The sequence below is a fragment of the Streptomyces sp. NPDC057486 genome (assembly GCF_042802415.1).
In the GTDB taxonomy this organism is placed as follows: Bacteria; Actinomycetota; Actinomycetes; order Streptomycetales; family Streptomycetaceae; genus Streptomyces; species Streptomyces yanii.
Map to the genome: position 1 here is coordinate 12,142 of NZ_JBHVEE010000017.1, position 23,068 is coordinate 35,209.

Consider the following 23,068-nt stretch of genomic DNA (forward strand, 5'->3'; position numbering starts at 1 on the left):
TGGTGTGGGCGACCCACTGGCGGTCTGCCCACCACAGGGCGTCCTGTTCGCGGTCGAAGCGGGCGGCCAGGGTCTTGGCCGTCTTCCAGCCCGTCTGCGCGGCCAGGCCCAGCAGTTCTCGCTGACGCGGCGTCGGGGCGAAGGGCCGGCCCTTGCGGATGCCCAGCGACGTCAGGACGCCGTGCATGTAGGGGTCGGTCCGGTCGACCCGGTCGGCTTGGACGAAGACGTCGAGCGCGTCGAAGAACGCGCCGTCACGGGGGTAGAGCGCGTCGGCCGGGGTGTCGGAGGCATGGGCGAAGTGCATCGGCCCCGCGTCGCCGTGCAGCGGGTGCACCTGGATGCCCTCGATGGCCGCGACGCCCGGTGACAGGTCGTCGACGGAGGTGAAGAAGCCGCGCAGCAGGAAGTAGATGTTGTCGGTGCGGCTGCGGTAGACGAAGAAGTCGTCCCACTCGCCCTCATGCTCCGGCTTGATGCCGAGCCTCCACAGCAGGCGGCGGTACTTGTCGAAGTCGTAGCCCCGGTCGGCGTACAAGCGCCGGGGCCTACGGCGGGGGCGTCCCCGAACTCCCCGGATCGACGGGACGGCGTCCAGCAGTGGCAGGAACTGGGTTACGTCGCGCCGATTGCCGCCAGTGAGCGTGACGGCGAGCGGTGTTCCGTGGAGACCGACGATCACATGGTGCTTGGAGCCGGGACGGCCGCGGTGCGCCCAGCCGGCTCGGGAGCGTCACCGGCGTTCCGGTCACCCTGCACATCAGCGGAGACCCCTCCTCCTCCGGCTGTACAAGCCCCTGATCCTGAACACCGACGGCAGGTCGGTCGTTCGGGACCAGCCCGACCACCGCGCCGTGCGACCGACAGACATGCTGGTGCCGACGTCCACCGGCCACGGATTCCTGTGGGCCGGACAGAACAGCGCACGCAATGTCCTCCTCACCGGTTCCGGTAACGGCACGGGCACCACGACGGTGAAAGGGCGGCTAGCCCCGTACACGAGGTCTAGCCGCCCTGTTTCGATTTCGGCACACCGATGCGGACTCAGGAGATGTTCACGCTTGCGGCTCGTCGTCGCGATCTTCGTTGCGGGACTGTCGAGGGCGGGCGAGATCCTGAGCGATGAGCAGGAGGGCCCCTCCTCAGCTATGCGTCGGTGGTCCGGCAGGCCGAGGCGTGGGCAGTGTCGGCGCCTCGGGGTAGGTCGCGCAAACAGCCTCGGGACGCTGCGTCCGTACGGAGGACACCTGGTCGGCAGTGAGGTGCTGTGCGTAGATGTCCAGGGCGGCGAGAGTCGTGCCGGACGCGCCGTAGAACATCCGCGAGCGGGGCAGCGTCAGCTCACTGGTGACGGTGCCGACGCGCTCACCGTCGAGATACAGCGTGACGGTCGAACCGTCGCTGGTGAGAGCGAAGTCGGCCCATTGCCCTGACCCGAGGCCACGGCCAAAGCTCTGGGTCACACCGTTCCAGCGCACGGTGACGTCGGTCGGGCTCAAGGTGACCCGGTTCGTGGAGTCGACCTGGCCGAGCAGAGTCACCGTTCCGCTCACCTTGGCGGTGCCGGTGACCGACCAGGGTCCGGTCAGGTTGGAGGCCCCGAGCCAGTAGCCGCCGGAGTCGATGACCTTCACCTGGCCCTTGTCCGGGTCGGTGGCTGAGCGCGTCGAGACGAACAGCGGGGTCATTCCGCTGAGGTCGCATCGGTCGATGATTCCGCGTCGGTTGTTCGACGTGTGCGCGTCATAGGTGCCACGGGGGAACTCCGGATCCATGACGTATTGGTGGATCGGTCGGGCGTTCGTGGTGGCGTTGGGCTGCTGGATGCCCGTGTATCCCGGTGCGGTGCCGATGGTCTGCATGGTGGCCTCGTATGCCGCGTACTCCGTCTGGGTGCGCGGGCGGGTGTTCCACTGCCGGTCTGCGACCCGGCCTCTCGGCATGATCGACAGCGACTCGAGCCACTGGCCTTCGGCCCAGCCCAAGTCGTCGCCCCAGACGTGCATGCCCCACCCCAGGATCTTCGGGTCGGTGGGTGTGGTCCATGTCTGGGCGATGCGCTGCTGGTTGGGGCGGCCTGAACGGGCCGGCACCAGGTAGAGGAAGTTGCTGTCAGCGACGATCTTGTCGTAGGGCTTCAGGTGGGCGGCGGTTCCACTGCCGGTCCAGTCCATGACGATGATGTTGGTGTCGAGCGGGATGTTGCGCGCCGACGCCTCGGAGCCGTTGTAGACCACCGAGGTGCGGCCCTTGGCTCGAACGTGGTCATTCACCTCATTGATGAACTCCATCTCGACATCGGCCGTCGTGGCGTACTTGCCGTTCGAGTTGGCCACGTAGTCCCCCAGAGCGGGGCAGCGGTTCATATTCGGGGGCATCTCGTCACCACCGAGGTGGACCCATGGCGAGGAGAACCAGGGGAGGAACTCGTCGAGCATCTCCTGCGAGACCTTGAGGGCCTTCGGGTTCATGAGGTTGAACGTGAAGTCGTCGGTCAGGTGGCTGTAGCTGTAGCCCTGGCAGGTGTTCTGCGGAGTCGCGCCCGTGTCGCGCTCACCGAACCCCGGTTCGACCTCACGCGGCCCGTCTGCCATGCCGACGTGGAAGTAGGCCGACTTGGGTGAGACGTGGGCCGGCAGCTCGAAACCTGGAACGAGGGTCACGTTGTTCTCCCGGGCGATCCGGTCGAGACTCTCGATGTCAGCCCGGTTGTAGCTGAAGCCTGGCTCGGCCAGTCCGGGGTACTTGGGGCTGTTGAGTCGGAAACCCTCGGCGTCATCGACGTGAAGCACCAGGTAGTTCTGCTTGAGGTACCCCATCTGTCGGATGACGTCGGCCACGGCGCGTGGCTCCCAGTACTCACGGGACACGTCGATCGTGTTCATGCGCACGGTGGTGTTGGCGCGGTCAGTGAGGACACCGGTGGGCAGGGTGCGTTGGTCGGCGCTCCCGACCAGCAGCTGGATCAGGCTGCGCGACCCGTAGTAGATGCCGCTGGCCGTGGGCGCGGTGAGCCGCACCGTCCGACCGATCTCCAGCCGGTACCCCTCGGGGCCGACCTCGGGTGCGAGAGCCGCATCGAGTGCCACCTGGATGCCGTTGTCGTTCGCGCTGTTCGCTTGGGTGAGCGGTAGGCGGACACCCGTGCGGGCCTCGATGTCTCGAGCGGCATACCGGGCGACCTCGTGCAGCGGCCGGGTCGACACAATGGGGTCGGATTCTGTCGTCATGCCTGGGACAACGGTCCAGCGGCCGGCGGTGGCCGGATCGATCACGACCCTGGTCGTGTTCGCCAGGGTGAGCTTCCCCCCTGCGGGTTCCCAGTTCTGCGGAACTGGCAGCAGGGTCGTGCGTGGGTCGGCGACGTCGCTTTGGGCGCCCGCAGGCGTCGTCCGAACAGTAGGTTTCGCGCCGGTCTCACTCGCCATGGCGGGCGACACCAGCACCGAGCATGCCGTCAGGGCTGCGAGGCAGCCGGCGAGTCGTGATATTCGCAACTTCGCCGACCCCTGGTGACGAGGGACGGCACGGCGACCAGATTTTGACATGATGCCTCCCATCAATTGGTCTAGACCGGTCTAGACCAATTGATGGGAGTGTGGCCCGTGCGAGCGCCACGGTCAAGAGGGGGTCAACGTGCAGGACTGACAAGAGGGGCCAGCGTGCAGAACTGACATACAGTCAAGCCCCTTGGAGGGCACTTCCTTTGAAGGGACGGATCGAGTAGGCCCCTGTGCGTGGGGCGGGCCAGGGTCACCAGCCCTTCATCACCGAGTTTCCCTCTCGCGTTGCTCAAGCCACTCGAGGTACCAGCTGCGGAAGGTGTGAAGGTTTCCGTTTGCATCGACGTGCGGCTCGAAGGGCGGGTTGACCGCGCAGTCCCGGTCGCGGAGTTCCCCGCGGTGCGGGCCGACGACGATGAGCCAGCCGGTCATCCCGCATCCGTTGTCGCTGATGTGGATCGCACCCCGCCCGCGTTCCAGGTGCCAGACGTCGTCGCCGGCGTCGCCGAAGACCTTGCGGTAGTCGTCCAGATAGTCGTCGTCCTCGTCAGGGGTGGTGGGTTCGTACCCGGCGGCGCGAAGGGTCGCTATCTGCTGGTCGGCCCAGTCGTCCGTCTCGACGAAGGGCCCACTGGGGTCCAGCAGCCAGGGATGGTCCTCGTCGTTCTCCCAGACCCATCCCCATGTCCCGTCGATTCGGCGCAACGACGTGAGATCGAGTGCCGGTCCGGGGCCGCCGGCTCCGACCTCGGCCAGAAACGTGCGGTACTCGTCGGGGAGCGCGACACCGAACTGTGCTTCGACCTCGGCGATCTCGGCGGGAGTCAGGACGGGTTCGAACGTCGGGTATCGAGACGGCTCACATCCACGAGCTCGACGCTCGGCCTCCTCCACTGCGATGACACGTTCCCGAACTCCCGACCAGTGCATGTGCAGGTTCACGGCTCTCCTATCGACGGCGAGCACGGACATTAGTCCCTGCCGCCGACATCCGACCTCCGTCTGGCGGTTCCATCCCGCCCGCGAGCACGAGTGCCTCCATCCCGCACCCAAGCAGCGGACTTACGCCCTCACCGCTTGACCGCCTTCACTCGAAACGAACCGCACCCATCCGAGTTGGCTGCGCGTGGGGCTCTGACCTGTAGGGCTGCCAGGTGGTGTGAAAATGGCGTCGGGCGTTGTTCTCAGACGAGTTGGCTCTCGCGGAATCGGAGCTCGTGCGACGGGCAGTCCCCGGAACGCCGGATGCTCGCTCGATCGCGTGCCAGTGCGGGTATGCAGATCAGCAGGCGCCCGGCAGCCCGGTTTCAATCCTGCCCCGGGAAAGGGCCGTTTGTAAGAATTCGAGTTGCGATTCTCACCCTGCTGCCTGTTACGTTGGCCTGCTTTGCTCCGATCGGAAGGAAAGCAATGGATGTCCCCTCCTTGCACAGCGAGTTCCTCAGCGACGCGCTTCCCCGGATCCGGCAGGATGCGCGCGTGGCCGGCGTGGCGATCACCGGGTCAATCGCAGGGGGCCACCCCGATGCCTACTCAGATGTAGACCTGATCCTGGTCATCGATGACGAGGCGTACGACGCGGTCATGCAGGAACGGCTCGCGCTGATCGGTTCCTGGTCCTCCCTGGTGGCCGGATTCACCGGGGAACATGTCGGTGAGCCGCGCCTGATCATCACGCTCGTCGGGCCGCCCCTTCTGCATGTCGACTTCAAGTTCGTGCGGGCTTCCGACTTCGCCGAGCGCATCGAGAATCCGGAGGTCCTGTGGGACCGGGACGGAATCCTGGCCGGTGCCCTCGCCCAGCAGCCGCCGACCACTGCGTCGCTCGACCTCCAGTGGTTCGAGGACCGGTTCTGGATCTGGGTGCACTACGGCGCGACGAAGCTCGGCCGTGGTGAACTGTTCGAGACCATTGGCTTCCTCAACTACCTGCGCGAGACCGTGCTCGGCCCCTTGGCCGCTCGCCGGGTGGGCGCAATGCCCCGCGGTGTACGTCACCTCGAGACCATCGCGCCCGAAGAGGCGCGCGACCTTCAGGCGACGCTGTGCGGCTACGACCGCCACGAGGCCGGACAGGCCATCCTCGCAGCCGTCGAGCTCTACCGCCAGTGGTCCGATGCCGGTGGAGCAATCGTTGAACGCCGCCGCCACGCCGAGAAGCTCACCCTGCAATACCTCCACGACGTCATCGACCAAGGACACTGACTGAAGCGGGTCGGCACACGGCCGGCAGAAGTACCTCCCCGTCCTGTCCGGTCTTGGCGCTCAGCGCTCCCCGCCGCCAGCGTCCTCGTCAGTTCCGGCGCGTCCGGGTCCCGCAGAGGCCGCAGCGCACCGGCGGCGGGCGTGGGGGTGGTGAAGCTGTAGCGGCTGAGCATGTTGAGGTTGCGTTGCTTGAGCGGGGAGAGCCGGGCGACATCCTCGTCCCAGTCCGGCCCGGAGCCATGGGCGGTGGCTCCGGGCCGGACCGACTTCGACGGCATTGGCCTGCGGCTATGAGTCCGCGCCGCCGTCGGTCTCGTCGTCGCTGTGCGGGTCGCGCAACTGGCGTAGGCCCGATGCCGGCGGCCGGGTGCGGGCGTACCGCCCCAGGAAGTTGATCTGGTCCATTGTCTGCGCCGCCGTGGAGTCCGAGGTTCGTCACCGGTCGCTCCCGTCCTGCCCAATGGGCCGGAGAAGGTGCAGTCAGCACACCTTCCCTGCACCAACAGCAGGAGCGACAGCGACTTCTATGCCGCAGGCCCCTGAATCTCCAGGACGACAGCCGTTCCTGCGACGGTTCGGTCTTCGTGCATGGTGATCGTTCGGCCGGGCTGGAGGTGCCGCCACTGCGAGGGGTCGAGGGGTGCGAGTCGCACCGAGGATCGCTCGCCGGGCCCCAGGAACGGTGCGAACTCGACCCAGAGGCTCGCGATGTCGAAGGCCGGTTCGCCGGTCGGGGTTCGATTTCCGATGTTCCACATCGGCCGAAGAACGCCGGCTCCGGAGAAGGGAGTCTGCCGACGACCCTCACTGGCCGGTCGGACGGTGAGGCCGACGCGGATGATCCCGTTGCGGGCTTCGTAGCAGCGCCAACGACACCAGGCCGCGCTCTTCTCCAGCTGCATCTGCTCGGCAGCCGTGGCGAGGGTCTCCCAGAAGGTGAGCGGAAGGGGGCGGACCTCGCCGAGTTCCTCCAAGAGCCCGAGAGCCAACTCCCACTCGTCGTGGGTGAGGTACTCCCAGACGTCGTTGACCGTGATGTCGTTCTCGGTGGCGATCTCTTCGGGAACCAGCAGGGAGGCAGCTTCCAGAAGCTTGGGGACATCCATGACCTGATTCTGAACGACGGCGTCCTGGCTGCGGCTGGAGGTGCCCGATGTGATCGATCAGCTCGCGATGCCGGCGGCGTTCGGCTCGACCTGGGCAGTGCTGACGGTCGGCCACAACCTGGGGGCAACTGTGCGCCGCGCCATCGAACTGCTCGGGGAGCGTGCCGGGTGAAGGCGCTGAGAAGGACTGTGCGCTGGAGCTTCGCCGCGCTCGCACCATGCGGACTCGTGATCTTCACGTGTGCGGTTGGCGGGGTACGAGTGGCCCCGGTCGCATGGCTGGCGGTGGAACTGGCGGTGCTTGCGCTCATGGCCGGGGCGACCGCACTGCTGCTCTTCGACTACCGGCGGCACCGCTGCGATGGTCTCCACCATCACGGGTCAGCGAAGTCAGTGGGGGTCGGCCGGCACAGCGCTCCACTTGGCCAGTTGGAGATTGGCCACATCGAATGGACCAGTGGCCAATCTTCGAATGGCATTTGGTTGTCACGGCCGTCTCGGCCGGCGCGGATGGGTCAGCCTGGCTTGACCGCCAGCGTCGCAAAATAGTGCGACATGTATTGGGCAGATGCGTTGGATTGGTGCGGTGCTTCTGCGAAGCCGGTGAGGACGAAACCCGCGGCGAGTTGCCCGCCGATCTGGTCGGTGAGGGTGTGACTATATTCAAGAGCGGCATCGGCGCCGAACTTCGTGGCGCGTTCCTCGGCGGAGTACTGCGTGACATCGCTGTAGGGCAGTTCGTGCACAACGACCAGCTCGCCGCGCTCGTCGAGAGCCTCGTGGTCGAACAAGTACACATCAGGGTTGAGGAAGCCCGCGAGCAGAGTTCCGCCCGGTCGCAGGACGCGGAAGCACTCACGCCACACCGGTGCCAAGCCGGGTACAAATAGGTTCGAGACCGGGTGGAACACAACGTCGAATGCTGCGTTGCCGAAGGCGCTGAGGTCGCGCATGTCACCCAGGACGGTGCGCAGCTCGAGTCCGTCGCGCGCCGCCACCATCTGGTCCTGGCCGAGCTGGCGGGGCGAGTTGTCGAACACGGTAACCCGCGCTCCTGCGGCGGCGAGGATCGGACCCTGCTGGCCACCGCCGGAGGCCAGGCACAACACGTCCTTGCCGGTCAGGTCCGTCGGCAGCCAGGAGCGGTCGACTGGCTCACGCCCGATGAGAACAATCGACCAGTCGCCCATGCGGGCGCGCTCGACATCCTCAGAACTCACCGGCCTCGTCCACTCGTTGCCCTCGTGGACATACTTGTCCCAGGCTGCCCGATTATGGTCACCGGGGTCGACGACAATGTCCTGCACGTTTAACTCCCTGCTACAGCCAAGCGGACACCAGCGGTACTGATAGTTCGGTGCCGCCAGCCAACACGATCACGGGTGTGGGCTCAACGAAATTAGCGGGCGTCGAGGTGCCCACGGGCTCGCCGGGTGGTCGCGCAGCGGGTGCGTGAGCGCTGGTTGACGGGGTTGCCGCGGTGATCGGTTCGCCAATCGCCTTGGGCAGGTTGGACAGCTCGTCGAGGAGAGCAGGCCGAGGCCCGCACCCCCTGACGGGTGGAAGCGGCAGAGGTCCCCTGGCCGGGTGGCCGGGGGACCTTCGTGCTGCGGTACCGGAGATGGTCAGTGGCCGGCTGTGAGTTCGCTGCTGAGCTTCCCGTGGAGGCGGGCGCTGGGGGTGTTGAGGCCGGTGATCTCGACAGTCTTGCCGCGCTCGGAGTACTTGGTTTCGATGGCGTCGAGGGCGGCGACGGAGGAGGCGTCCCAGACGTGGGCCGCGCTGAGGTCGATGATGACCTTGTCGGGGTCGCCTTCGTAGTTGAACTGGCCGACGAGGTCGTTGGAAGAGGCGAAGAACAGTTCGCCGGTGACCTGGTAGACGACGGTGGTGCCGTCGGGGTCGAGGACGGCGGTTACCTCGGCGAGGTGGGCCACACGATTGGCGAAGATGACCATGGCGGTGATGGAGCCGACGACGACGCCGATGGCGAGGTTGTGTGTGATGACCACGCAGGCGACGGTGACGAGCATGACGATGATCTCGCCGGCGGGCATCCGCCGAAACGTCTTCGGGGCGATGGAGTGCCAGTCGAAGGTCGCGAACGAGACCATGATCATGACGGCGACGAGTGCGGCCATGGGGATGTCGGAGACCATGGGGCCGAAGGCGATGCACAGCACCATCAGGAAAGCGCCCGCGAGGAAGGTGGAGACGCGGGTGCGGGCGCCGGAGACCTTCACGTTGATCATCGTCTGGCCGATCATGGCGCAGCCGCCCATGCCACCGAAGAAGCCGGTGACGATGTTTGCGATGCCCTGGCCGATGGACTCGCGGGTCTTGTTGGAGTGAGTGTCGGTGATGTCATCGACGAGCTTGGCGGTCATCAGCGATTCCATGAGACCGACCAGGGCCATTGCGAACGCGTAGGGGGCGACCGTCGTCAGCGTGTCCATCGTGAACGGCACGTTTGGCAGGCCGGGCACCGGGAGGGACGAGGGCAGCTCACCCTTGTCGCCGACAGTCGGCACCGCGATGGCCGCGCCGACGGTGATTACGGTCAGGACGACGATGGAGACCAGTGGCGCGGGGATCACGGTGGTGATCTTCGGGAAGAACACCATGAGCGCCAGGCCGGCGGCGATCAGCGGGTAGACGGCCCACGGGACGTCGTGCATCTCGGGGACCTGGGCCAGGAAGATCAGGATGGCGAGCGAGTTGACGAAGCCCACCATCACGGAACGCGGGATGAACCGCATGAGCTTCGCCACCCCCAGTGCACCCAGGGCGACCTGGAAGACGCCGGCCAGGATGACGGCCGCGATCAGATGGCCGAGGCCGTGCTCGCGGTTCAGCGGGGCGATGACGAGGGCGACGGCGCCGGTGGCGGCGGAGATCATCGCTCGCCGGCCGCCGACGATCGAGATGACGACGGCCATCGTGAACGAAGCGAACAGGCCGAGCGCCGGGTCGACACCGGCGATGATCGAGAACGAGATCGCCTCGGGAATCAGGGCCAGGGCGACGACCAGGCCGGCGAGGACCTCGGTGCGCCAGACCTTTGGGTCGGAGATCCAGTCGGGCTTCAGGTCGCGCAGGCGCGCGGCCGGGGACACGGCAGTGGCGGCAGAGGACAAGGGAGACGGAGCCTGTCGTGCTCGGGCACACTCCGTTCGGCAGGGCAGAGTGTGCGGGAGGATACGGAGGGGCCGGGCCGGCACCCCGCGGGCGGCTCCGCGAGATGCGGAACCGGAAGTCGAGAAGGGGATGGAGCGGGCCCGCGCGGCAGCGCGAGCGGGCTCACATCCGGGGGCGAAGCATCACGGCGGGCAGGCGGCGGCGCCGGGCGTCATGGGCTCGCGCACGCTTCTCTCCTGCAAGAATCGGGACTTCGCCGGGGGCACCATCGGCCCCGACACGGCAAGTAGTGAGAGAGCGGAAAGCCGCCCTCATCACCAGCAACTCTACCCTAACGTTAGGGTAGAGATAGGCGGGCCCACCCGGGCCGAGACCGCCGACGACGAGAAGGGCCAGGGGATCAGGGGCGTGGACGGCCAGCACATGCAGATCGGCGAGGTCGCCGCACGGACCGAACTGTCCCTGCGCACGATCCGTCACTACGAGGAGACAGGCCTCGTCGTCCCCTCCGCGCGCTCTCAGGGTGGCTTCCGTCTCTACACCGAGCACGACGTGCAACGGCTCATGGTCATCCGCCGTATGAAGCCGCTCGGCTTCACCCTGGACCAGATGCGTGACCTGCTGGACGCCACCGACCGCCTCGACGCCGACGACGTGCTCGACGCCGGCGAGCGGGAGATGCTCCTGGAGCGGCTCCGCTCCTATCAGCTGGCCGCGGTGGAGCAGGTGGACAAGCTCCGGATCCAGTTGGCCCGAGCCGAGGATTTCGAGGGCACATTGAGGGCGCGGCTGCAGTAGGGAGGGCCGCTCGTAGCGACGGAGCGTAGCTGACCTCTTGCGCCCGGCAGACTGTCAGCCGGCAGGTTGACCGCGACGGGCCGGCGGGCGGCGACGTCAGCGGCCGGGCAGTGCGACCAGGACCACGACCAGGCTCATCGCCTTGTTCAGGATCGCGGCTGAGAGCGCGGCGACCCCGAAGGGGCTGATCACAGCCGTTGCGGCTGACCTCGTAAGGGGGGATCGAGCTCGGCATCCAGGAAGCCCCGGCCGCCGGAGGTGGGGCGGCCGGAGCACGTTCCGCGAGGGCAACGGCGCGTTCGAACCGAGCGGGGTCGATGGATGTGGAGCGCGGTCGGGGCAGGGACTTGTCGGCGAGCAGGCGGGCGATGGCGGTAGACCTTCTGGCGTCACGTGCATGCAACTGACGGACGAAGAGTGGGAGTTCATCGGTCCGTATCTGCCGATCGGCGAGTACGTCCCGTACCCCGAGCGGCTGCGGCAGCAGCTCGAGGGGGTGATCTGGCGGTTCAGGACCGGCGGGCAGTGACGGGACGATGCCGGTTGGGTTCCGTACCCTGGCGTATCCGCCCGATGAGGTCTGCTCACTGCATGCTTCCCTCACAAGGCTGGTTGCACCACCTTTAAGATCGACCGGCCGCAGAACGACAACAGGTGGGAGAGCGTGATGACTGGTCAGGTCGCCGCAGTGAGCCGTAACGAGGTGTACTCGTTCAGTAAGCCCAATCGCGATTCCATCACGCTGCTCACGGGGCTTGGAGTGGAAGGAGACGTTCACGCAGGTGAGACGATCCGCCACCAGTTCCGCATGACCTACGAGCCGGACCTGCCCAACCTGCGCCAGGTCCACCTGATGCACGAGGAACTCTTCGACGAGCTCGCGCTCAAGGGCTTCAAGGTCTCTGCGGGTCAGCTCGGCGAGAACATCACCACGCGCGGGGTGGACCTGTTGGACCTGCCCACCGGCACGCTGCTCCATCTCGGAGAGCAGGCGGTGCTCGAGGTGACGGGACTGCGTAACCCGTGCTCGAAGATCAACGACTTCCACAAGGGGTTGCTCGGTGAGGTCTTCACCATGGACTCCGTGTCCGGCGAGTTCACATTCAAGTGTGGCGTCATGGCTGTGGTCCGCCGTGGAGGGATCGTCCGCCCCGACGATTCCATCCAGGTCGAAACCCCGCCCCTTCCCCACCGCTCGCTGGAACGGGTCTAGGTTCTTGTTCCGTGGTCATCGGCGTGCCCGGACGAGGATGGCGGCGAGCCGGTGAGCGGCGCTTTCGTAGCCTGTGTGTCGTCGTGTGCTGTCTCGCTGCACCTCCTGCCGGGCGACCGGCATGGAGACGACCACCGCACCTGCAGCCGATTTCCCGGCCCGCGTCGCGTCATTCACGCTCCCCGACTCGCATTACCTGGCGCGAGTCAATGTTCTTGTTCGCGTTCAAGCCCAGTGCTCGACTGACGGCATGACAACTCACTCGAACCCGATTTCCCATGACGTGACTACTCGTCGCCCGCGCGACCCCAGCCGCTACTACCAAGTGGGTCCGACACCGTTCTACGCCACGCGTTATGACCAGCGCTTCTCGTACGGCCTGTACGTGCCCACCGGGTACGCCCGTCAGGCGGAAGAGCCCTTGCCACTGGTTGTCGTGATGCACGGCACGGGCCGCGCGGCCGAGGCCTACCGCGATGCCTTCGCGGAATTCGCCGAGCAGTATCGGTGCCTGATCGTGGCACCGCTCTTTCCGGCCGGTATCGGCGACCCGGGCGACCTGCACAACTTCAAGTTCATCGAATACGAAGGCATCCGTTTCGACGACATCCTGTTGAGCATTCTCGACGAGGTACAGGAGCGCTACCACGTCGCAGCCGACCGCTTCAGCCTCTTCGGCTTCTCCGGCGGCGGCCAGTTCGCACACCGCTTCTTCTATCTCCACCCCGATCGGCTGACCGCGGTGTCCATCGGCGCGCCGGGCCGGATCACCATGCTCGACCCGCAGCAACGGTGGTGGCTGGGCACGGCCGACTTCGAGGAGCGCTTCGGCCGCAGCATCGACCTCGAAGCCATGCGCCGTGTACGGGTGCAGCTGGTCGTCGGTGCCCAGGACACCGAAACCTGGGAGATCAACAACCGGGGCGGGTCCAACTGGATGGACGGCGCCGACGCGATCGGCCGCACCCGCGTCGAGCGGCTGCAGGCACTGAGCAAGAACCTGGACGAGCTGGGTGTCGCCAACCGCCTCGACCTCGTCCCCGGAGTGGCGCACCGCGGCCTGCTGGTGATCCCAGCCGTGCAGGACTTTCTGGCATCGGTCCTCACAGAGCAGCGGGCCACCGCCGGCTGAGGTCTGTCCCGTAGTCCCTGGCGGCGCACGACGACAGCTACGGCACCCTGCTGCGTTGTCGGAACGCCCGAATAGGCCCAGTATGGGGACGGTCCTCCGTCTTGCGATGCACCGCATCCGACGCCGCGCGCTGTTCCGCCAGGGACGACGGGACAGCCGTCAGGCGCCGCACGCAGGCGGGCAGCGGCCACTCGCCGTCTGCCCGCGAGGTCAGCGACGGAAGTACGCCAACAGCTCGGCGCCCAGACCTGCAATCGCATCGGTGTCGAGCTGGTAGTACACCAACGAGCCACGCCGCGTGGCCGTAACGAGCCCTGCCTCCCGCAGACGCCGAAGGTGACGCGATGCCTGCGGAGGCGTCATGTTCATGGACCGGGCCAGCTCAACGGTGGGCACCGGACGCCGCAGCATCGCCCGACACATCCGCAGACGAGTCGCATCCTGCAACGCCGCCAGCCGAAGACGCAGCATCTCCAGAGGCACAACATCTCCCGCCTGTGCCACTGACGCCGGATACTGCACCACCACCGGCAAGCCCGTGTAGTGCTTCACCACCAGGTGTGGTGATACCTGGACCGACGGCACAAGCACGCACGGCCGGTCCTGCAGCCGCACCGTGGCGTGGTAGAGCTTGTCGAACTCCAACCGCATCGGTTCGCTCAGCAACCGTGCACCCGGCAGACCGTCGAGCGCCGAGACCCCCCGGCGGCCCAGCTGGTGCTGCATGCGCTGTGCCTCCAAGCGCAGTTGCGCACACTGCGCATCCCACCGCTCGCCCACGAGGGCCTGAGCGGTTATGGACAGCAGCTCAAGGACGGCTTCGCGGACCTGCTGGGGGTCACGCAGCAATGCCTCGCCGAGCGCCAACCGATTCTCGGAGATCGGACGCAGCCGCGCCAGGAATTCCGAGCGTGCAGAGGCGCTGACGCGCGGATCCTGAGGGTCGGGCGCATTGGTGCCCAGCAATGCCTGCGCCGTCATCGCGCAGAAGAGCTCGACCGGGAGCGTCGCGATCACTGCGCGCTCTTCCTCGAGTGTGACGGCCTGCAGATCCAGGGGCAGCAGGTAGCGGGCGCGGAACGGCCCGAACAACGGGGCCAGCTCGGTCACCAGCACATGGTGGGGCTTGTTGTGCATTCCGGCCGGCCATGCGGCGTGATGCAGCGGTTCGGCCATCGCGTGGATAGAGGCTGTGACCTCGGCCAGCGGAGAGAACCTGGTCACGACAGATGAGGCAGGCGTACCTCCCAGCAGAATAGTCACCGACACACCGGAAGCTTACAAGTGAGGGTCAGACACCTCACCAGGTGATTACCGCTGTGCGATCAATCTGCTTGTTGCGGGTCTCAGCCGCTGGCACGGTAGCGACACCCTGCGGCCGGGACTGCGGGGCCCCACCCCTCATCCACGGCAGCAGTACCCCCACGGCCAGGCACAGGTCTCTGCAGGGTGCCCACCCGGCCAGACGCCACCCCCTCAATGACGAGAAGAGCAACGATGTGTCCCGACCGAAATGCCGCGCCCGCGGCATGCCCATCACGACGCTCCATTGTGAGGGCCGCCACCAGCCTCGGCCTGGCGGCCACCGCAGGAGGACTGCTCACCGGCTGCAGCGATGGCAATGCCGACGTCCCCGGCAAACAACCACCGTCGTACTACCCAACTGCCTACGACAAGATCATCGAGGCCTCGCGCCGCGAGCGGAAGCTGCTCATCTACTCACAGACGTCGCAGACCATCTGGCAGGCGATCTTTGACGCGTTCTCGGCCCGCTACCCCTGGGTCGGCGACGTCCGCGCCACCAACTTCAGCAGCTCCGCCGTCTACGAGCGCTACTACAGCGAGGCTGCGGCCGGCACCTCCCCCGCCGACCTGCTCGTCTCCAGCACCCCCGGCAACTGGGCGGACTACGCAAAACGCAACATCGCTGCTCACTACACCTCCGCAGAGAAGGAGAAACTTGCCGCCCCCGGCGAAATCCTCCCCGGTGTCTGGGCGTTCTCCCTGGACCCCGTCGTGGTCCTCTACAACCGCAAGACCGTCCGAGAGAGCGAATACCCCACCGGCATCCAGTCCCTGGCCGACATCGCCGAGGCCCGTCCCTCCCGCTTCCGCGGCAAGATCGGCACGACCAACCCCAGCAACTCCTACGGGTTCGGTGTCAACTACACCTACACCGATGGCGTCCGGGACGGATGGCGCACCTTCAACCGCGTCCTGCCGTTCGCACACATCGAGCACTCTTCAGGAACCCTCGTCGAGAAGGTCGCCTCCGGCGAATACGACTACGCCATCAATATCAGCGGCGCCACCGCCCGAAGCCTGGCCAACGGCAGTGGCGGACTCCTCGCCTGGTCGTACTACGACGAAGGCACAGTCACCGTTCCCAGGGCCGCATCGATCGTGAAGACAGCCCCCCACCCGGCGACCGCCCGCCTCTTCCTCGACTTCCTGCTGTCCGAAGACGGCCAACTCGCCGCAGGCGAAGGAGGGCTCACCCCCTACCGCCCCGGCATCCGCGGGGACGGCTACGACACCTTCCAGGACATCCAGCGAAAGCTCGGCGACGACCAGGTGCACCTCTGCAGCTACCAGTACGTCTCCGAACAGGCCCAAGCCGCCTACGTGCAGCGATGGGAGAAGGCGCAGCACTAGCCCGCCCCACCCGAGCCAGCCGCCCCGTCCCCCGATCCCCGGAGCGTTTCATGTCCGCGCCGCCCCGAACCACCATCCGCCCCACCCCAACAACAGAGCCCTTGGGAGCCCCCCGGTACCGGCAGCAGGCCCAGCGAGAGATCACCGTTTACTGGGTCACGTTCCTGCTCACCCTCGTCCTGGTCCTCGCACCGCTGGTCCCGATCCTCTACCAGTCCGTGCGCAATCAGCCGCTCTACAAAGCCGGCGGCGTCTTCACCCTGTCCAACTACACGTCGCTCTTCTCCCAGGCCGACTTCGCCTCCATCGCGCTCAACACGGTCATCTTCGCCGCCCTCACCACCGTGTTCGCCCTCGCCATCGCGGTACCCATCGCAATCCCCACCGAACGCACCCGGATCCCGGGTGCACGACTCCTCGCCCAACTGCTGCGCTGGCCCATCTACATCTCGCCCCTGATGCTGGCCTTCGGGTGGATCACGGTCTACGGACCGGCAGGTTTCGTTTCCGGACTCGTGCGTGAGGTAGCCGGCTACGTCCCTTGGAACCTGTACAGCCTCCCCGGCATGGCTCTCATCGAGGCGGTAGCCCAAGCACCCATCGCCTATCTCTTCTGCGCCAATGCCCTTGCGTCGTCCGACTCGTCCCTCGAGAACGCCGCCCGTGTCGTTGGCGCCGGCCCCCTGCGTGTCCTGAGCTCGGTGGTGCTGCCCATGCTGCGCCCGCCGATCCTCTACGCGGCCCTTCTGATCTTCGGTACCGCGGTGGAGACACTCTCGATCCCCCTTGTCCTCGGGGAACGCACCGGAATCACACTGTTCTCAAACTTCCTCTACGAAGAGGGGATCGACTCGGTCAATCCGGACTACGGACTGCTCGGTGCGGCGTCCATGATGATCCTCGTCCTCACCATCACTCTCGTGTTCGTCCAAAGCCGTCTCCTCAAGCACGCGCAGCGCTTCGTGTCCGTGCGCGGCAAGGCCAACCGCTCCAGCCTCCTGGACATTGGCCGATGGAAATGGGTCGGCTTCGGATTCGTCACCCTGTACATCGCCTTCGGTGCGCTGCTGCCCCTCATCGCGCTGATCCTGCGGGCCTTCACTTCCATGCTCACCCCCTTGGTGAACCCTTTCAGCCTGTTCACCCTGGACAACTTCCGGTTGATCTTCGACTACGCCCCGTACGCGGAGTCCATCACCAACAGCCTCATCGTGGCCTTCGTAGGCGCAGCCGCCACCACCCTTTTGGGGACCGCTGCCGTGCTCGTCGCACGACGTTCCCGGTTCCGCTTCGGCAGACTGCTGGAAACCGCAGCGCAAGCCCCGCACGCGCTCCCGGGCCTCATCATCGGTGTCGGCTTCTTCTGGGCTTTCGCCTGGACTCCCGGACTCGGAGGCATCCAGGGCACTCTTATCGCACTCGTCATCGCCTTCGGCGTCCGAGCTCTGCCCTCTGCGTACAGCGCCGTGTCGCCCTCCCTGATGCAGCTGGGCAGGGAACTCGACAATGCCGCGAGGGTCGCGGGCGCCGACTGGTGGCGCACCGTCACGCGGGTCCTGCTGCGGCTGCTGCTGCCGTCCATGCTTGCCGCATTCGTACTCATCTGGACCACCATGGTGCGGGAGTACGCCCCCGCCATGTTCCTGGCCGGAGCTGAATCACAGGTCATCGGAACGACCGCTCTCGACCTGTGGACCCAGGGCGAAACCGGGCCGGTCGCAGCCCTCGCCACCCTGCAGATAGTACTCACTGCCGTAGTCGCCGGTCTCGCCGGCCTCATGCTGAAGGAGAAGAACCGTGCCTGAGCTGGTAGTTAGCAACCTCGAGAAGTCTTTTGGCGGGGTCTCGGTCCTGCAAGACGTCAATTTCACCGTCAAGGACGGAGAGTTCTTCACCCTGCTGGGACCATCCGGCTGCGGCAAGTCCACCACCCTGTCGTGCATCGCCGGCCTGGACAATCCCGACAGCGGACGCATCGAAGTCGGCGACCGCGTCTTCTTCGACCACACCTCATCGGTCGCCCTCCCACCAGAGCAGCGCAACCTCGGTCTGGTCTTCCAGTCGTACGCCCTGTGGCCTCACATGACCATCGCCGACAACCTCGCGATGCCGCTCAAGCTGCGCAAGATACCCAAGAGCGAACAGCGCCGCCTCATCGACGACGCACTGACCAAGGTCGACATCGCCCACCTGCGCGACCGCTACCCGCATCAGCTTTCCGGCGGCCAGCAACAGCGCGTAGCGCTGGCGCGCGGCATCGTGTACGCCCCCGAGGTCCTGCTGCTCGACGAGCCGTTGTCCAACCTGGACGCGCGCATGCGCGACAGCGCCCGGACCTGGCTGAAGATGCTGCAGCAGGAAGTCGGGGTGACCACCGTCTACGTCACTCACGATCAGGTGGAAGCGATGTCGCTCTCCGACCGTATCGCCGTGTTCATGAACGGCAGGCTGCAACAGGTCGGCACGCCCACCGAGATCTACCGGACTCCCGCCACGCCAGAGGTTGCCGGCTTCATCGGGCGCTGCAATCTGGTGTCCGGAAAAGTCGAGGAAGAGACTCACGACGGGTACCACCTGCGCGTCCGTCTGAAGGACACAGACCAGGAGCTGCGCGTGAAGCGGACCCCCAACATTTCACCCGGACAGCATGTGACCATTGGTCTGCGGTCGGAGAACATCGAGCTCTCAGAGTTGGGCGCACACGACGACGGCACCGTGAACGTACTGCACGCCACGGTGACTCAGCGCTCGTACACCGGAGCCCGCTATGAATACCTGCTGGCAGCAGATGGACTGTCGCTGTTCGCCGAAGCAGCGTCTTGCCACGACAAGCCGACGCTGAACGCAATAATCAGGCCGGATGACTGTCTGGTGTACCCCGCGCACTGACTGCTGGGCCCGCTGGTCGGGTGTGGCTGGTTCGGCACCGGCCTCAGTGGCCGGTTCGGCCGATCGCACCCAGCAGCATCCCCAGGGCCGCCGGGGTCTATGTTGCTGGACGCCGAGCTGAGCACGTTCATCCGTACCTGCCTGAGCACTCCAACAACGAGTGCGCGGACACAGGAGGTCCAATGATGACCGACACCACAGGCGACAAGGGAGGGTGTGGTGGAAGAGGTGCGCGACTACCTGCTCACGCAGCTCAACCCGGCTCTGCGTGGGCCGGGAATGCATGGCGGCGCGTTCCAGTCGTGGATCACGTCCCGGACCCTGTCCGGGCCGGTGAACGTCACCGGAAAGAGAGGAGAATAGCCTCTTACCACCGTTGACCGGTCGGCCAGCCATGAGTTCCGCCTGCGAACGGGCCGGTCAGCGGTGCTGCTTACCCGTTGAGGTGGCGTCAGAGCTCCAGGGGCCCGTAGGTGCCCGCGTGGAAGGTGAAGACGGTCGGCTCGGCATCGAACTCCTCGCGGAAGTGCCCGCCGTAGCCGGGCTCTTCGACGTGAGGTGCGAGCAGGTCCAGGATGGGGACGAGGTCACCCATCATGTCGTCGAGCCAGAGGTTACGGCTGAACAACCCCCAGACGTGGCGCTCACCGCCGGCCGTGAAGCCCCAGGACTGGCGTCGTAGGGACGCGAGGTCACCTCCGGGCAGGCGGCTGTCCGGATCCGGGGAGAGCAGCGGATACGCGTGCTCCTCCCCGTCGAGCCCTGCCGGGCGTTCAGGGGTCAGGCCGAGGTGTCATCGCAGGGCGTCCAGGACCGCGTCGGGCGTGTCGTCGTGGAGGAGGCAGGCGAAGACGACTTCGTAGTGGAGGCTCACGGAGCCGTACTCTGCCCGACACGACCGACAGGTCCGGAGTGTTGCCTCAAGTCTCGACGATCTGACTGGCGCCGCTACGGCCATCCTCTGGCCAACAGGGGTGGCGTACCTGTCCTGGAAGGTCGTAACCGCAGGTCAGTGCGCCTGCCGCAGCACAGGAGCGGATGGTCTTGAAAACCGTCTTGGCGCGAGCCACCGTGGTTTCGTATTTCGCTGACGTATTGATCGAAGGGCTGATCGATTGGGTCCCGATCGATCAGCTCATCTGGGCAGTGCGGGAAGGGGTGAAGGGTCGCCCGTGGAATGAATTCTTCGCCGAGCCGCTGCACTTCTTGCCCGAAAGTGGCCTGATCCACATCGGTGAACTTGCCGCAGAGGGATTCTTGCCGTGGGGGAGGAGGCTGGCGAATTTGTCCAATTGGTCATCGATGACCTTGAGCGCCTTCCTGGGAACCCAAGCTGGGCAGTCGCGCCTGGATCGCCAATACGAAAGCGGGCAATGAAGTCGCACGGTCGCTGATCGACTGCCAGCGCCAGCCTTCGCTCAGGTTTGTGGCTCAGAGGTTGTCTCACGTGGCAGGCTTCGCAAGCTTCTTGTAGCAGGTCAGGGCGGTGGCCATGGCCAGGCCTCGGCTCTGCCAGTCGTTGCGGACCATGGACGGGATCTTGAGACCACGAGCAGCCCATGGCAGGCTCATGCCGCATGATCGATGAATTCGCGAAAGACAACCTGCACGGGAGACTGCGGCGGGACCGCAAGGCGCTGCTCTGGAAACTCGACGGCTTGTCCGAATACGACGCCCGCCGAGCTTTGACAGCGACCGGGACCAACCTCCTCGGCCTGGTCAAACACGTGGCCACCGTCGAGGCCAGGTACTTCGGCGAGGTCTTCGACCGCCCTTCCCCGGAACCGCTGCCCCGGTGGCAGGACTCCAACGGCAGCGATCTGTGGGCGACCGAGGACGAGACCCACGATCAGATCATCGGGTTCTACCGGCGCACGTGGGAACACTCGGACGCGACGATCAACGAGCTTCCCCTCGACGCCCCCGGCCACGTGCCGTGGTGGCCGGAGCCTTATGCCGACACGAACCTGTTCGCCATCATGGTCCATGTCCTCGGCGAGTCCATCCGGCATGCCGGGCACGCCGATATCCTGCGCGAGGGCCTCGACGGCCGGACCGGGTTGCGCGCCGAACACGAGAAGCAGATCGACGAGGAAGCCCGTGCAGCCTACTGCGCGAAGATCGAGCAGGCCGCCAGGTCGGCCGCACCAATCAAGGCTTGACAAAACGTACTTCTCCGCCGAACACCTGGCCTGGCTGCGCGAGCGCGGGCTCGTCGCGCGCATCGCGCGGCCCGGCATCGAGTCCGGCGAACGCCTCGGTCGGCACCGCTGGAAGATCGAGCGGTCGATCGCCTGGCTCTTCGGCTACCGCCGCCCCACCGTCCGATACGAACGAAAGGGCTCGCACTTCCTCGCCCTCCTCAGCCTGGCCGCCGCCCTGACCTGCTACAAGAAGCTCACGAAACTTGCCGGGTGAGACACCCTCTTACTCACGTCAACGCGTCGCAACGCGCGATCTCGGGTGATCGCAACGGCCAGGTCACGGGTGTGTTTCCCCTGTCCAGCTGCGCCGGCCTGCGGTCCACCCAAGGGCTGTCCCGTCCGCTTCTCGACATCATCGGATGGACAGCGGACGAGATCGACACCTGCGTCGCCCTGCCCACGGAGCTCGGGCAGTTCGGCGCAGGGGAAGCGGGAGATGTACGACTGCGCATCGGCTTCTGCCGCCGCTGGAACTGGTGCGGCGACACTCCATGACCGGGGCGTCGGCGGTGAGCGTGGGAGCCCCTGAGCTGTCCGGCGGCGGGCGGGCTGTCTCGGTGCGGGCGTCCTCGCCCGGGAGGCGGCCGGATCCGAGCCGCGGCCCGCCCCGTCGTGCACGCAGTTGCAGCGGAGCGCGCGCTCGCGATGTTCATTTATGAGCGCAAGAAGCATTTTGCAAACATCTATTGACATGCGGATGTTGCGCCGGTCACAGTCATCCCGCCAGTGATCCCGACCACGTCGAATCTGGAGTCCTTCATGTCTGAAGTCCCCGCAGTCTCGCGGCGATCGGTTATCGGAGGGGCGGTGGCCACGGGCGCGGTCGCCATCGGCTTGGGAGCCGCCGGGTCCGCCCCCGCGCTCGCCGCGCCGGGCGCTTCCGGAGCGGTCACGGCCTCCGAGCCGCGCCGCATCGCCGGCCAGACCTCCATGATCAACGTGCCGTACAAGGTGCACCAGACCGTCCGGGTCGCTGTCATCGGCCTCGGCAACCGCGGCAACGGCATGACCACGGGCTGGGCCGCCGTGCCCGGCTGTCAGGTCACCGCCGTCTGCGACATCCGCCCGGACCGCGCCAAGCGCGTCGCTGACAACCTGGTCAAGGCGGGCAAGCCGCGCCCCGCCGAGTTCGGCGGCTCCGCCGACTCGTACGCCGAGATGCTCAAGCGGGACGACATCGACCTCGTCTACATCGCCACGCCCTGGGAGTTCCACTACCCGCAGGGCAAGGCCGCGCTGCTGGCCGGCAAGCACGTCATCGTCGAACTCCCCATCGCCACCCAGCTCGAGGAGCTGTGGGACCTGGTCGACACCTGCGAGCAGACCCGACGGCACCTGATGCTCGCCGAGAACTGCTCGTACGGCCGCAACGAGCTGGCCATGCTCAAGATGGCGCACGAAGGCGTGTTCGGCGACGTCACGAACGGCCACGGCGGTTACCTGCACGACCTGCGTGCGCTGCTGTTCTCGGACACGTACTACACGGACTCCTGGCGCCGCCTGTGGCACACCCGCAGCACCGCCTCCTTCTACTCGATGCACGGTCTGGGCCCGATCGCCGCGGCGATGGACATCAACCGCGGCGACCGGATGACCACGCTGCGCGCCACCGCGACCGCCCCGAAGGGCCTCGCCGACTACCGCGAGCGCTTCGTCCCCAAGGGCCACCCGTCGTGGAACGAGACCTACATCAACGGCGACCTCGTCACCTGCATGATCGAGACCGCCAACGGCCGGACGATCCGCGCCGAGCACAATGTGAGCGAGCCCCGCCCGTACAGCCGCATCAACAGCCTCGCCGGCAGCCGCGGCATCTTCGAGGACTACGCCGGAAACTCCTCCACCGGCGCCCGGGTCTACTTCGAGCCCGACCACGGCGACGACGCCTGGCGGGACTTCGGGTCGTACCGCAAGGAGTTCGACCACTGGCTCTGGAAGAAGATCGGCGACGACGCCGCGAACAACGGCGGCCATGGCGGCATGGACTACGTCCTGCAGTGGCGCACCGTGCAGCTGATGCGCGCCGGCCTCGTGCCCGACATCGACGTGTACGACTCGGCGGCCTGGTGCGCGTCGGTGCCGCTGAGCGTCATGTCCCTGGAGAAGAAGGGCAAGCCGGTAGCGATCCCGGACTTCACCCGGGGCTCGTGGGTGAACCTCCGTGTCGGCCTCGACTCGCGCATGACCGAGATGCCGCCCGTGTGATTCCGGTCCATGTCCAGCCC

23 protein-coding genes and 2 pseudogenes are annotated in these 23,068 nt (G+C 66.5%); 16 read left to right on the forward strand and 9 right to left on the reverse strand.

The genetic code is table 11. The features are described 5' to 3' along the window. Nucleotides 1-4: 4 nt before the first annotated feature. Nucleotides 5-370 carry a hypothetical protein gene (locus ACFU6I_RS11015; RefSeq protein WP_384363890.1) on the forward strand — a complete coding sequence of 122 codons (366 nt, stop codon included), beginning with the start codon at nucleotides 5-7 and terminating at the stop codon, nucleotides 368-370. A gap of 99 nt (nucleotides 371-469) precedes the next feature. On the opposite strand, the pseudogene ACFU6I_RS11020 reads toward ACFU6I_RS11015, so the two are convergent. The 3 genes and pseudogenes from ACFU6I_RS11020 to ACFU6I_RS11030 form a co-directional block, all read right to left on the reverse strand. Continuing rightward, nucleotides 470-709 (reverse strand): annotated as a pseudogene (locus ACFU6I_RS11020) (transposase); the annotation flags it as partial. A 433-nt stretch (nucleotides 710-1,142) separates the two neighbouring features. Continuing rightward, nucleotides 1,143-3,428 carry a family 20 glycosylhydrolase gene (locus ACFU6I_RS11025; protein WP_384363892.1) on the reverse strand — a complete coding sequence of 762 codons (2,286 nt, stop codon included), beginning with the start codon at nucleotides 3,426-3,428 and terminating at the stop codon, nucleotides 1,143-1,145. Nucleotides 3,429-3,767: 339 nt separating this feature from the next. Further along, a complete protein-coding gene (locus ACFU6I_RS11030) occupies nucleotides 3,768-4,445 on the reverse strand; it encodes an SMI1/KNR4 family protein (protein ID WP_384363894.1) in 678 nt (225 codons plus the stop codon). Nucleotides 4,446-4,913: 468 nt separating this feature from the next. Between ACFU6I_RS11030 and ACFU6I_RS11035 the strand changes: the two genes are divergently transcribed. Then, nucleotides 4,914-5,708: a nucleotidyltransferase domain-containing protein gene (locus tag ACFU6I_RS11035; protein WP_384363896.1), complete on the forward strand. Its 795-nt coding sequence runs from the start codon at nucleotides 4,914-4,916 to the stop codon at nucleotides 5,706-5,708. A gap of 524 nt (nucleotides 5,709-6,232) precedes the next feature. Here ACFU6I_RS11035 and ACFU6I_RS11040 read toward each other — a convergent pair. Further along, the gene (locus ACFU6I_RS11040) at nucleotides 6,233-6,814 is read right to left on the reverse strand and encodes a hypothetical protein (protein ID WP_384363898.1); all 582 of its coding nucleotides are present in this window, start codon (nucleotides 6,812-6,814) and stop codon (nucleotides 6,233-6,235) included. Nucleotides 6,815-6,863: 49 nt separating this feature from the next. Between ACFU6I_RS11040 and ACFU6I_RS11045 the strand changes: the two genes are divergently transcribed. After that, nucleotides 6,864-6,986: a hypothetical protein gene (locus ACFU6I_RS11045; RefSeq protein WP_384363900.1), complete on the forward strand. Its 123-nt coding sequence runs from the start codon at nucleotides 6,864-6,866 to the stop codon at nucleotides 6,984-6,986. 343 nt (nucleotides 6,987-7,329) lie between these two features. On the opposite strand, the gene ACFU6I_RS11050 is transcribed toward ACFU6I_RS11045, so the two are convergent. Together ACFU6I_RS11050 and ACFU6I_RS11055 are read right to left on the reverse strand one after the other, a co-directional pair. Then, nucleotides 7,330-8,121: a class I SAM-dependent methyltransferase gene (locus ACFU6I_RS11050; RefSeq protein ID WP_384363902.1), complete on the reverse strand. Its 792-nt coding sequence runs from the start codon at nucleotides 8,119-8,121 to the stop codon at nucleotides 7,330-7,332. A gap of 318 nt (nucleotides 8,122-8,439) precedes the next feature. Next, a complete protein-coding gene (locus ACFU6I_RS11055; RefSeq protein WP_384364052.1) occupies nucleotides 8,440-9,930 on the reverse strand; it encodes a SulP family inorganic anion transporter in 1,491 nt (496 codons plus the stop codon). A 430-nt stretch (nucleotides 9,931-10,360) separates the two neighbouring features. Here ACFU6I_RS11055 and ACFU6I_RS11060 point away from each other — a divergent pair, with 430 nt between their 5' ends. The 4 genes and pseudogenes from ACFU6I_RS11060 (at nucleotide 10,361) to ACFU6I_RS11075 (ending at nucleotide 13,095) form a co-directional block, all read left to right on the forward strand. After that, nucleotides 10,361-10,750 (forward strand): MerR family transcriptional regulator, encoded by a 390-nt coding sequence (locus ACFU6I_RS11060; protein WP_384363904.1) that lies wholly within the window; start codon nucleotides 10,361-10,363, stop codon nucleotides 10,748-10,750. A 397-nt stretch (nucleotides 10,751-11,147) separates the two neighbouring features. After that, nucleotides 11,148-11,276 (forward strand): annotated as a pseudogene (locus ACFU6I_RS11065) (IS5/IS1182 family transposase); the annotation flags it as partial. Nucleotides 11,277-11,417: 141 nt separating this feature from the next. Next, nucleotides 11,418-11,963, forward strand: coding sequence for an MOSC domain-containing protein (locus tag ACFU6I_RS11070; protein WP_384363906.1), 546 nt, complete (start codon nucleotides 11,418-11,420; stop codon nucleotides 11,961-11,963). Nucleotides 11,964-12,084: 121 nt separating this feature from the next. Continuing rightward, nucleotides 12,085-13,095: an alpha/beta hydrolase gene (locus ACFU6I_RS11075; protein WP_384363908.1), complete on the forward strand. Its 1,011-nt coding sequence runs from the start codon at nucleotides 12,085-12,087 to the stop codon at nucleotides 13,093-13,095. Between the two features lie 210 nt (nucleotides 13,096-13,305). Here the strand turns inward: ACFU6I_RS11075 and ACFU6I_RS11080 are convergent, their stop codons facing one another. After that, on the reverse strand, nucleotides 13,306-14,364 hold the full coding sequence (locus ACFU6I_RS11080) for a DUF5937 family protein (RefSeq protein WP_384363910.1): 1,059 nt from the start codon (nucleotides 14,362-14,364) through the stop codon (nucleotides 13,306-13,308). Between the two features lie 282 nt (nucleotides 14,365-14,646). Between ACFU6I_RS11080 and ACFU6I_RS11085 the strand changes: the two genes are divergently transcribed. The 4 genes from ACFU6I_RS11085 (at nucleotide 14,647) to ACFU6I_RS11100 (ending at nucleotide 19,002) form a co-directional block, all read left to right on the forward strand. Next, nucleotides 14,647-15,750 carry an ABC transporter substrate-binding protein gene (locus tag ACFU6I_RS11085; RefSeq protein WP_384363912.1) on the forward strand — a complete coding sequence of 368 codons (1,104 nt, stop codon included), beginning with the start codon at nucleotides 14,647-14,649 and terminating at the stop codon, nucleotides 15,748-15,750. Nucleotides 15,751-15,851: 101 nt separating this feature from the next. Next, on the forward strand, nucleotides 15,852-17,555 hold the full coding sequence (locus tag ACFU6I_RS11090; protein ID WP_384363914.1) for an ABC transporter permease: 1,704 nt from the start codon (nucleotides 15,852-15,854) through the stop codon (nucleotides 17,553-17,555). Next, on the forward strand, nucleotides 17,548-18,639 hold the full coding sequence (locus ACFU6I_RS11095) for an ABC transporter ATP-binding protein (protein ID WP_384363916.1): 1,092 nt from the start codon (nucleotides 17,548-17,550) through the stop codon (nucleotides 18,637-18,639). Before ACFU6I_RS11090 ends, ACFU6I_RS11095 begins: the two co-directional genes overlap by 8 nt. A gap of 219 nt (nucleotides 18,640-18,858) precedes the next feature. Then, nucleotides 18,859-19,002 (forward strand): hypothetical protein, encoded by a 144-nt coding sequence (locus ACFU6I_RS11100; RefSeq protein WP_384363918.1) that lies wholly within the window; start codon nucleotides 18,859-18,861, stop codon nucleotides 19,000-19,002. A gap of 88 nt (nucleotides 19,003-19,090) precedes the next feature. Here the strand turns inward: ACFU6I_RS11100 and ACFU6I_RS11105 are convergent, their stop codons facing one another. Then, nucleotides 19,091-19,267: a hypothetical protein gene (locus ACFU6I_RS11105; RefSeq protein WP_384363920.1), complete on the reverse strand. Its 177-nt coding sequence runs from the start codon at nucleotides 19,265-19,267 to the stop codon at nucleotides 19,091-19,093. A gap of 410 nt (nucleotides 19,268-19,677) precedes the next feature. Here ACFU6I_RS11105 and ACFU6I_RS11110 point away from each other — a divergent pair, with 410 nt between their 5' ends. Then, on the forward strand, nucleotides 19,678-20,016 hold the full coding sequence (locus ACFU6I_RS11110; protein WP_384363922.1) for a hypothetical protein: 339 nt from the start codon (nucleotides 19,678-19,680) through the stop codon (nucleotides 20,014-20,016). 66 nt (nucleotides 20,017-20,082) lie between these two features. Here the strand turns inward: ACFU6I_RS11110 and ACFU6I_RS11115 are convergent, their stop codons facing one another. Then, on the reverse strand, nucleotides 20,083-20,211 hold the full coding sequence (locus ACFU6I_RS11115) for a hypothetical protein (RefSeq protein WP_384363924.1): 129 nt from the start codon (nucleotides 20,209-20,211) through the stop codon (nucleotides 20,083-20,085). Between the two features lie 5 nt (nucleotides 20,212-20,216). On the opposite strand from ACFU6I_RS11115, the gene ACFU6I_RS11120 reads away from it, so the two are divergent. The 4 genes from ACFU6I_RS11120 (at nucleotide 20,217) to ACFU6I_RS11135 (ending at nucleotide 23,048) form a co-directional block, all read left to right on the forward strand. Next, nucleotides 20,217-20,801, forward strand: coding sequence for a DinB family protein (locus tag ACFU6I_RS11120; protein WP_384363926.1), 585 nt, complete (start codon nucleotides 20,217-20,219; stop codon nucleotides 20,799-20,801). After that, nucleotides 20,740-21,057 (forward strand): transposase, encoded by a 318-nt coding sequence (locus ACFU6I_RS11125; RefSeq protein ID WP_384363928.1) that lies wholly within the window; start codon nucleotides 20,740-20,742, stop codon nucleotides 21,055-21,057. The genes ACFU6I_RS11120 and ACFU6I_RS11125 overlap by 62 nt, the downstream gene beginning before the upstream one ends. Further along, a complete protein-coding gene (locus ACFU6I_RS11130) occupies nucleotides 21,054-21,338 on the forward strand; it encodes a hypothetical protein (protein WP_384363930.1) in 285 nt (94 codons plus the stop codon). The genes ACFU6I_RS11125 and ACFU6I_RS11130 overlap by 4 nt, the downstream gene beginning before the upstream one ends. Before the next feature lie 264 nt (nucleotides 21,339-21,602). Then, nucleotides 21,603-23,048: a Gfo/Idh/MocA family protein gene (locus tag ACFU6I_RS11135; protein ID WP_384363932.1), complete on the forward strand. Its 1,446-nt coding sequence runs from the start codon at nucleotides 21,603-21,605 to the stop codon at nucleotides 23,046-23,048. The last annotated feature ends 20 nt before the right edge of the window (nucleotides 23,049-23,068 follow it).

Excerpts from the sequence above, each read along its gene's own strand:
- ACFU6I_RS11025 (WP_384363892.1), bottom strand. The coding sequence starts at position 3,428 with ATGGCGAGTGAGACCGGCGCGAAACCTACTGTTCGGACGACGCCTGCG.
- ACFU6I_RS11035 (WP_384363896.1), top strand. The coding sequence starts at position 4,914 with ATGGATGTCCCCTCCTTGCACAGCGAGTTCCTCAGCGACGCGCTTCCC.
- ACFU6I_RS11040 (WP_384363898.1), bottom strand. The coding sequence starts at position 6,814 with ATGGATGTCCCCAAGCTTCTGGAAGCTGCCTCCCTGCTGGTTCCCGAA.
- ACFU6I_RS11070 (WP_384363906.1), top strand. The coding sequence starts at position 11,418 with ATGACTGGTCAGGTCGCCGCAGTGAGCCGTAACGAGGTGTACTCGTTC.
- ACFU6I_RS11075 (WP_384363908.1), top strand. The coding sequence starts at position 12,085 with ATGGAGACGACCACCGCACCTGCAGCCGATTTCCCGGCCCGCGTCGCG.
- ACFU6I_RS11110 (WP_384363922.1), top strand. The coding sequence starts at position 19,678 with ATGGTCTTGAAAACCGTCTTGGCGCGAGCCACCGTGGTTTCGTATTTC.
- ACFU6I_RS11115 (WP_384363924.1), bottom strand. The coding sequence starts at position 20,211 with ATGAGCCTGCCATGGGCTGCTCGTGGTCTCAAGATCCCGTCCATGGTC.
- ACFU6I_RS11120 (WP_384363926.1), top strand. The coding sequence starts at position 20,217 with ATGATCGATGAATTCGCGAAAGACAACCTGCACGGGAGACTGCGGCGG.
- ACFU6I_RS11135 (WP_384363932.1), top strand. The coding sequence starts at position 21,603 with ATGTCTGAAGTCCCCGCAGTCTCGCGGCGATCGGTTATCGGAGGGGCG.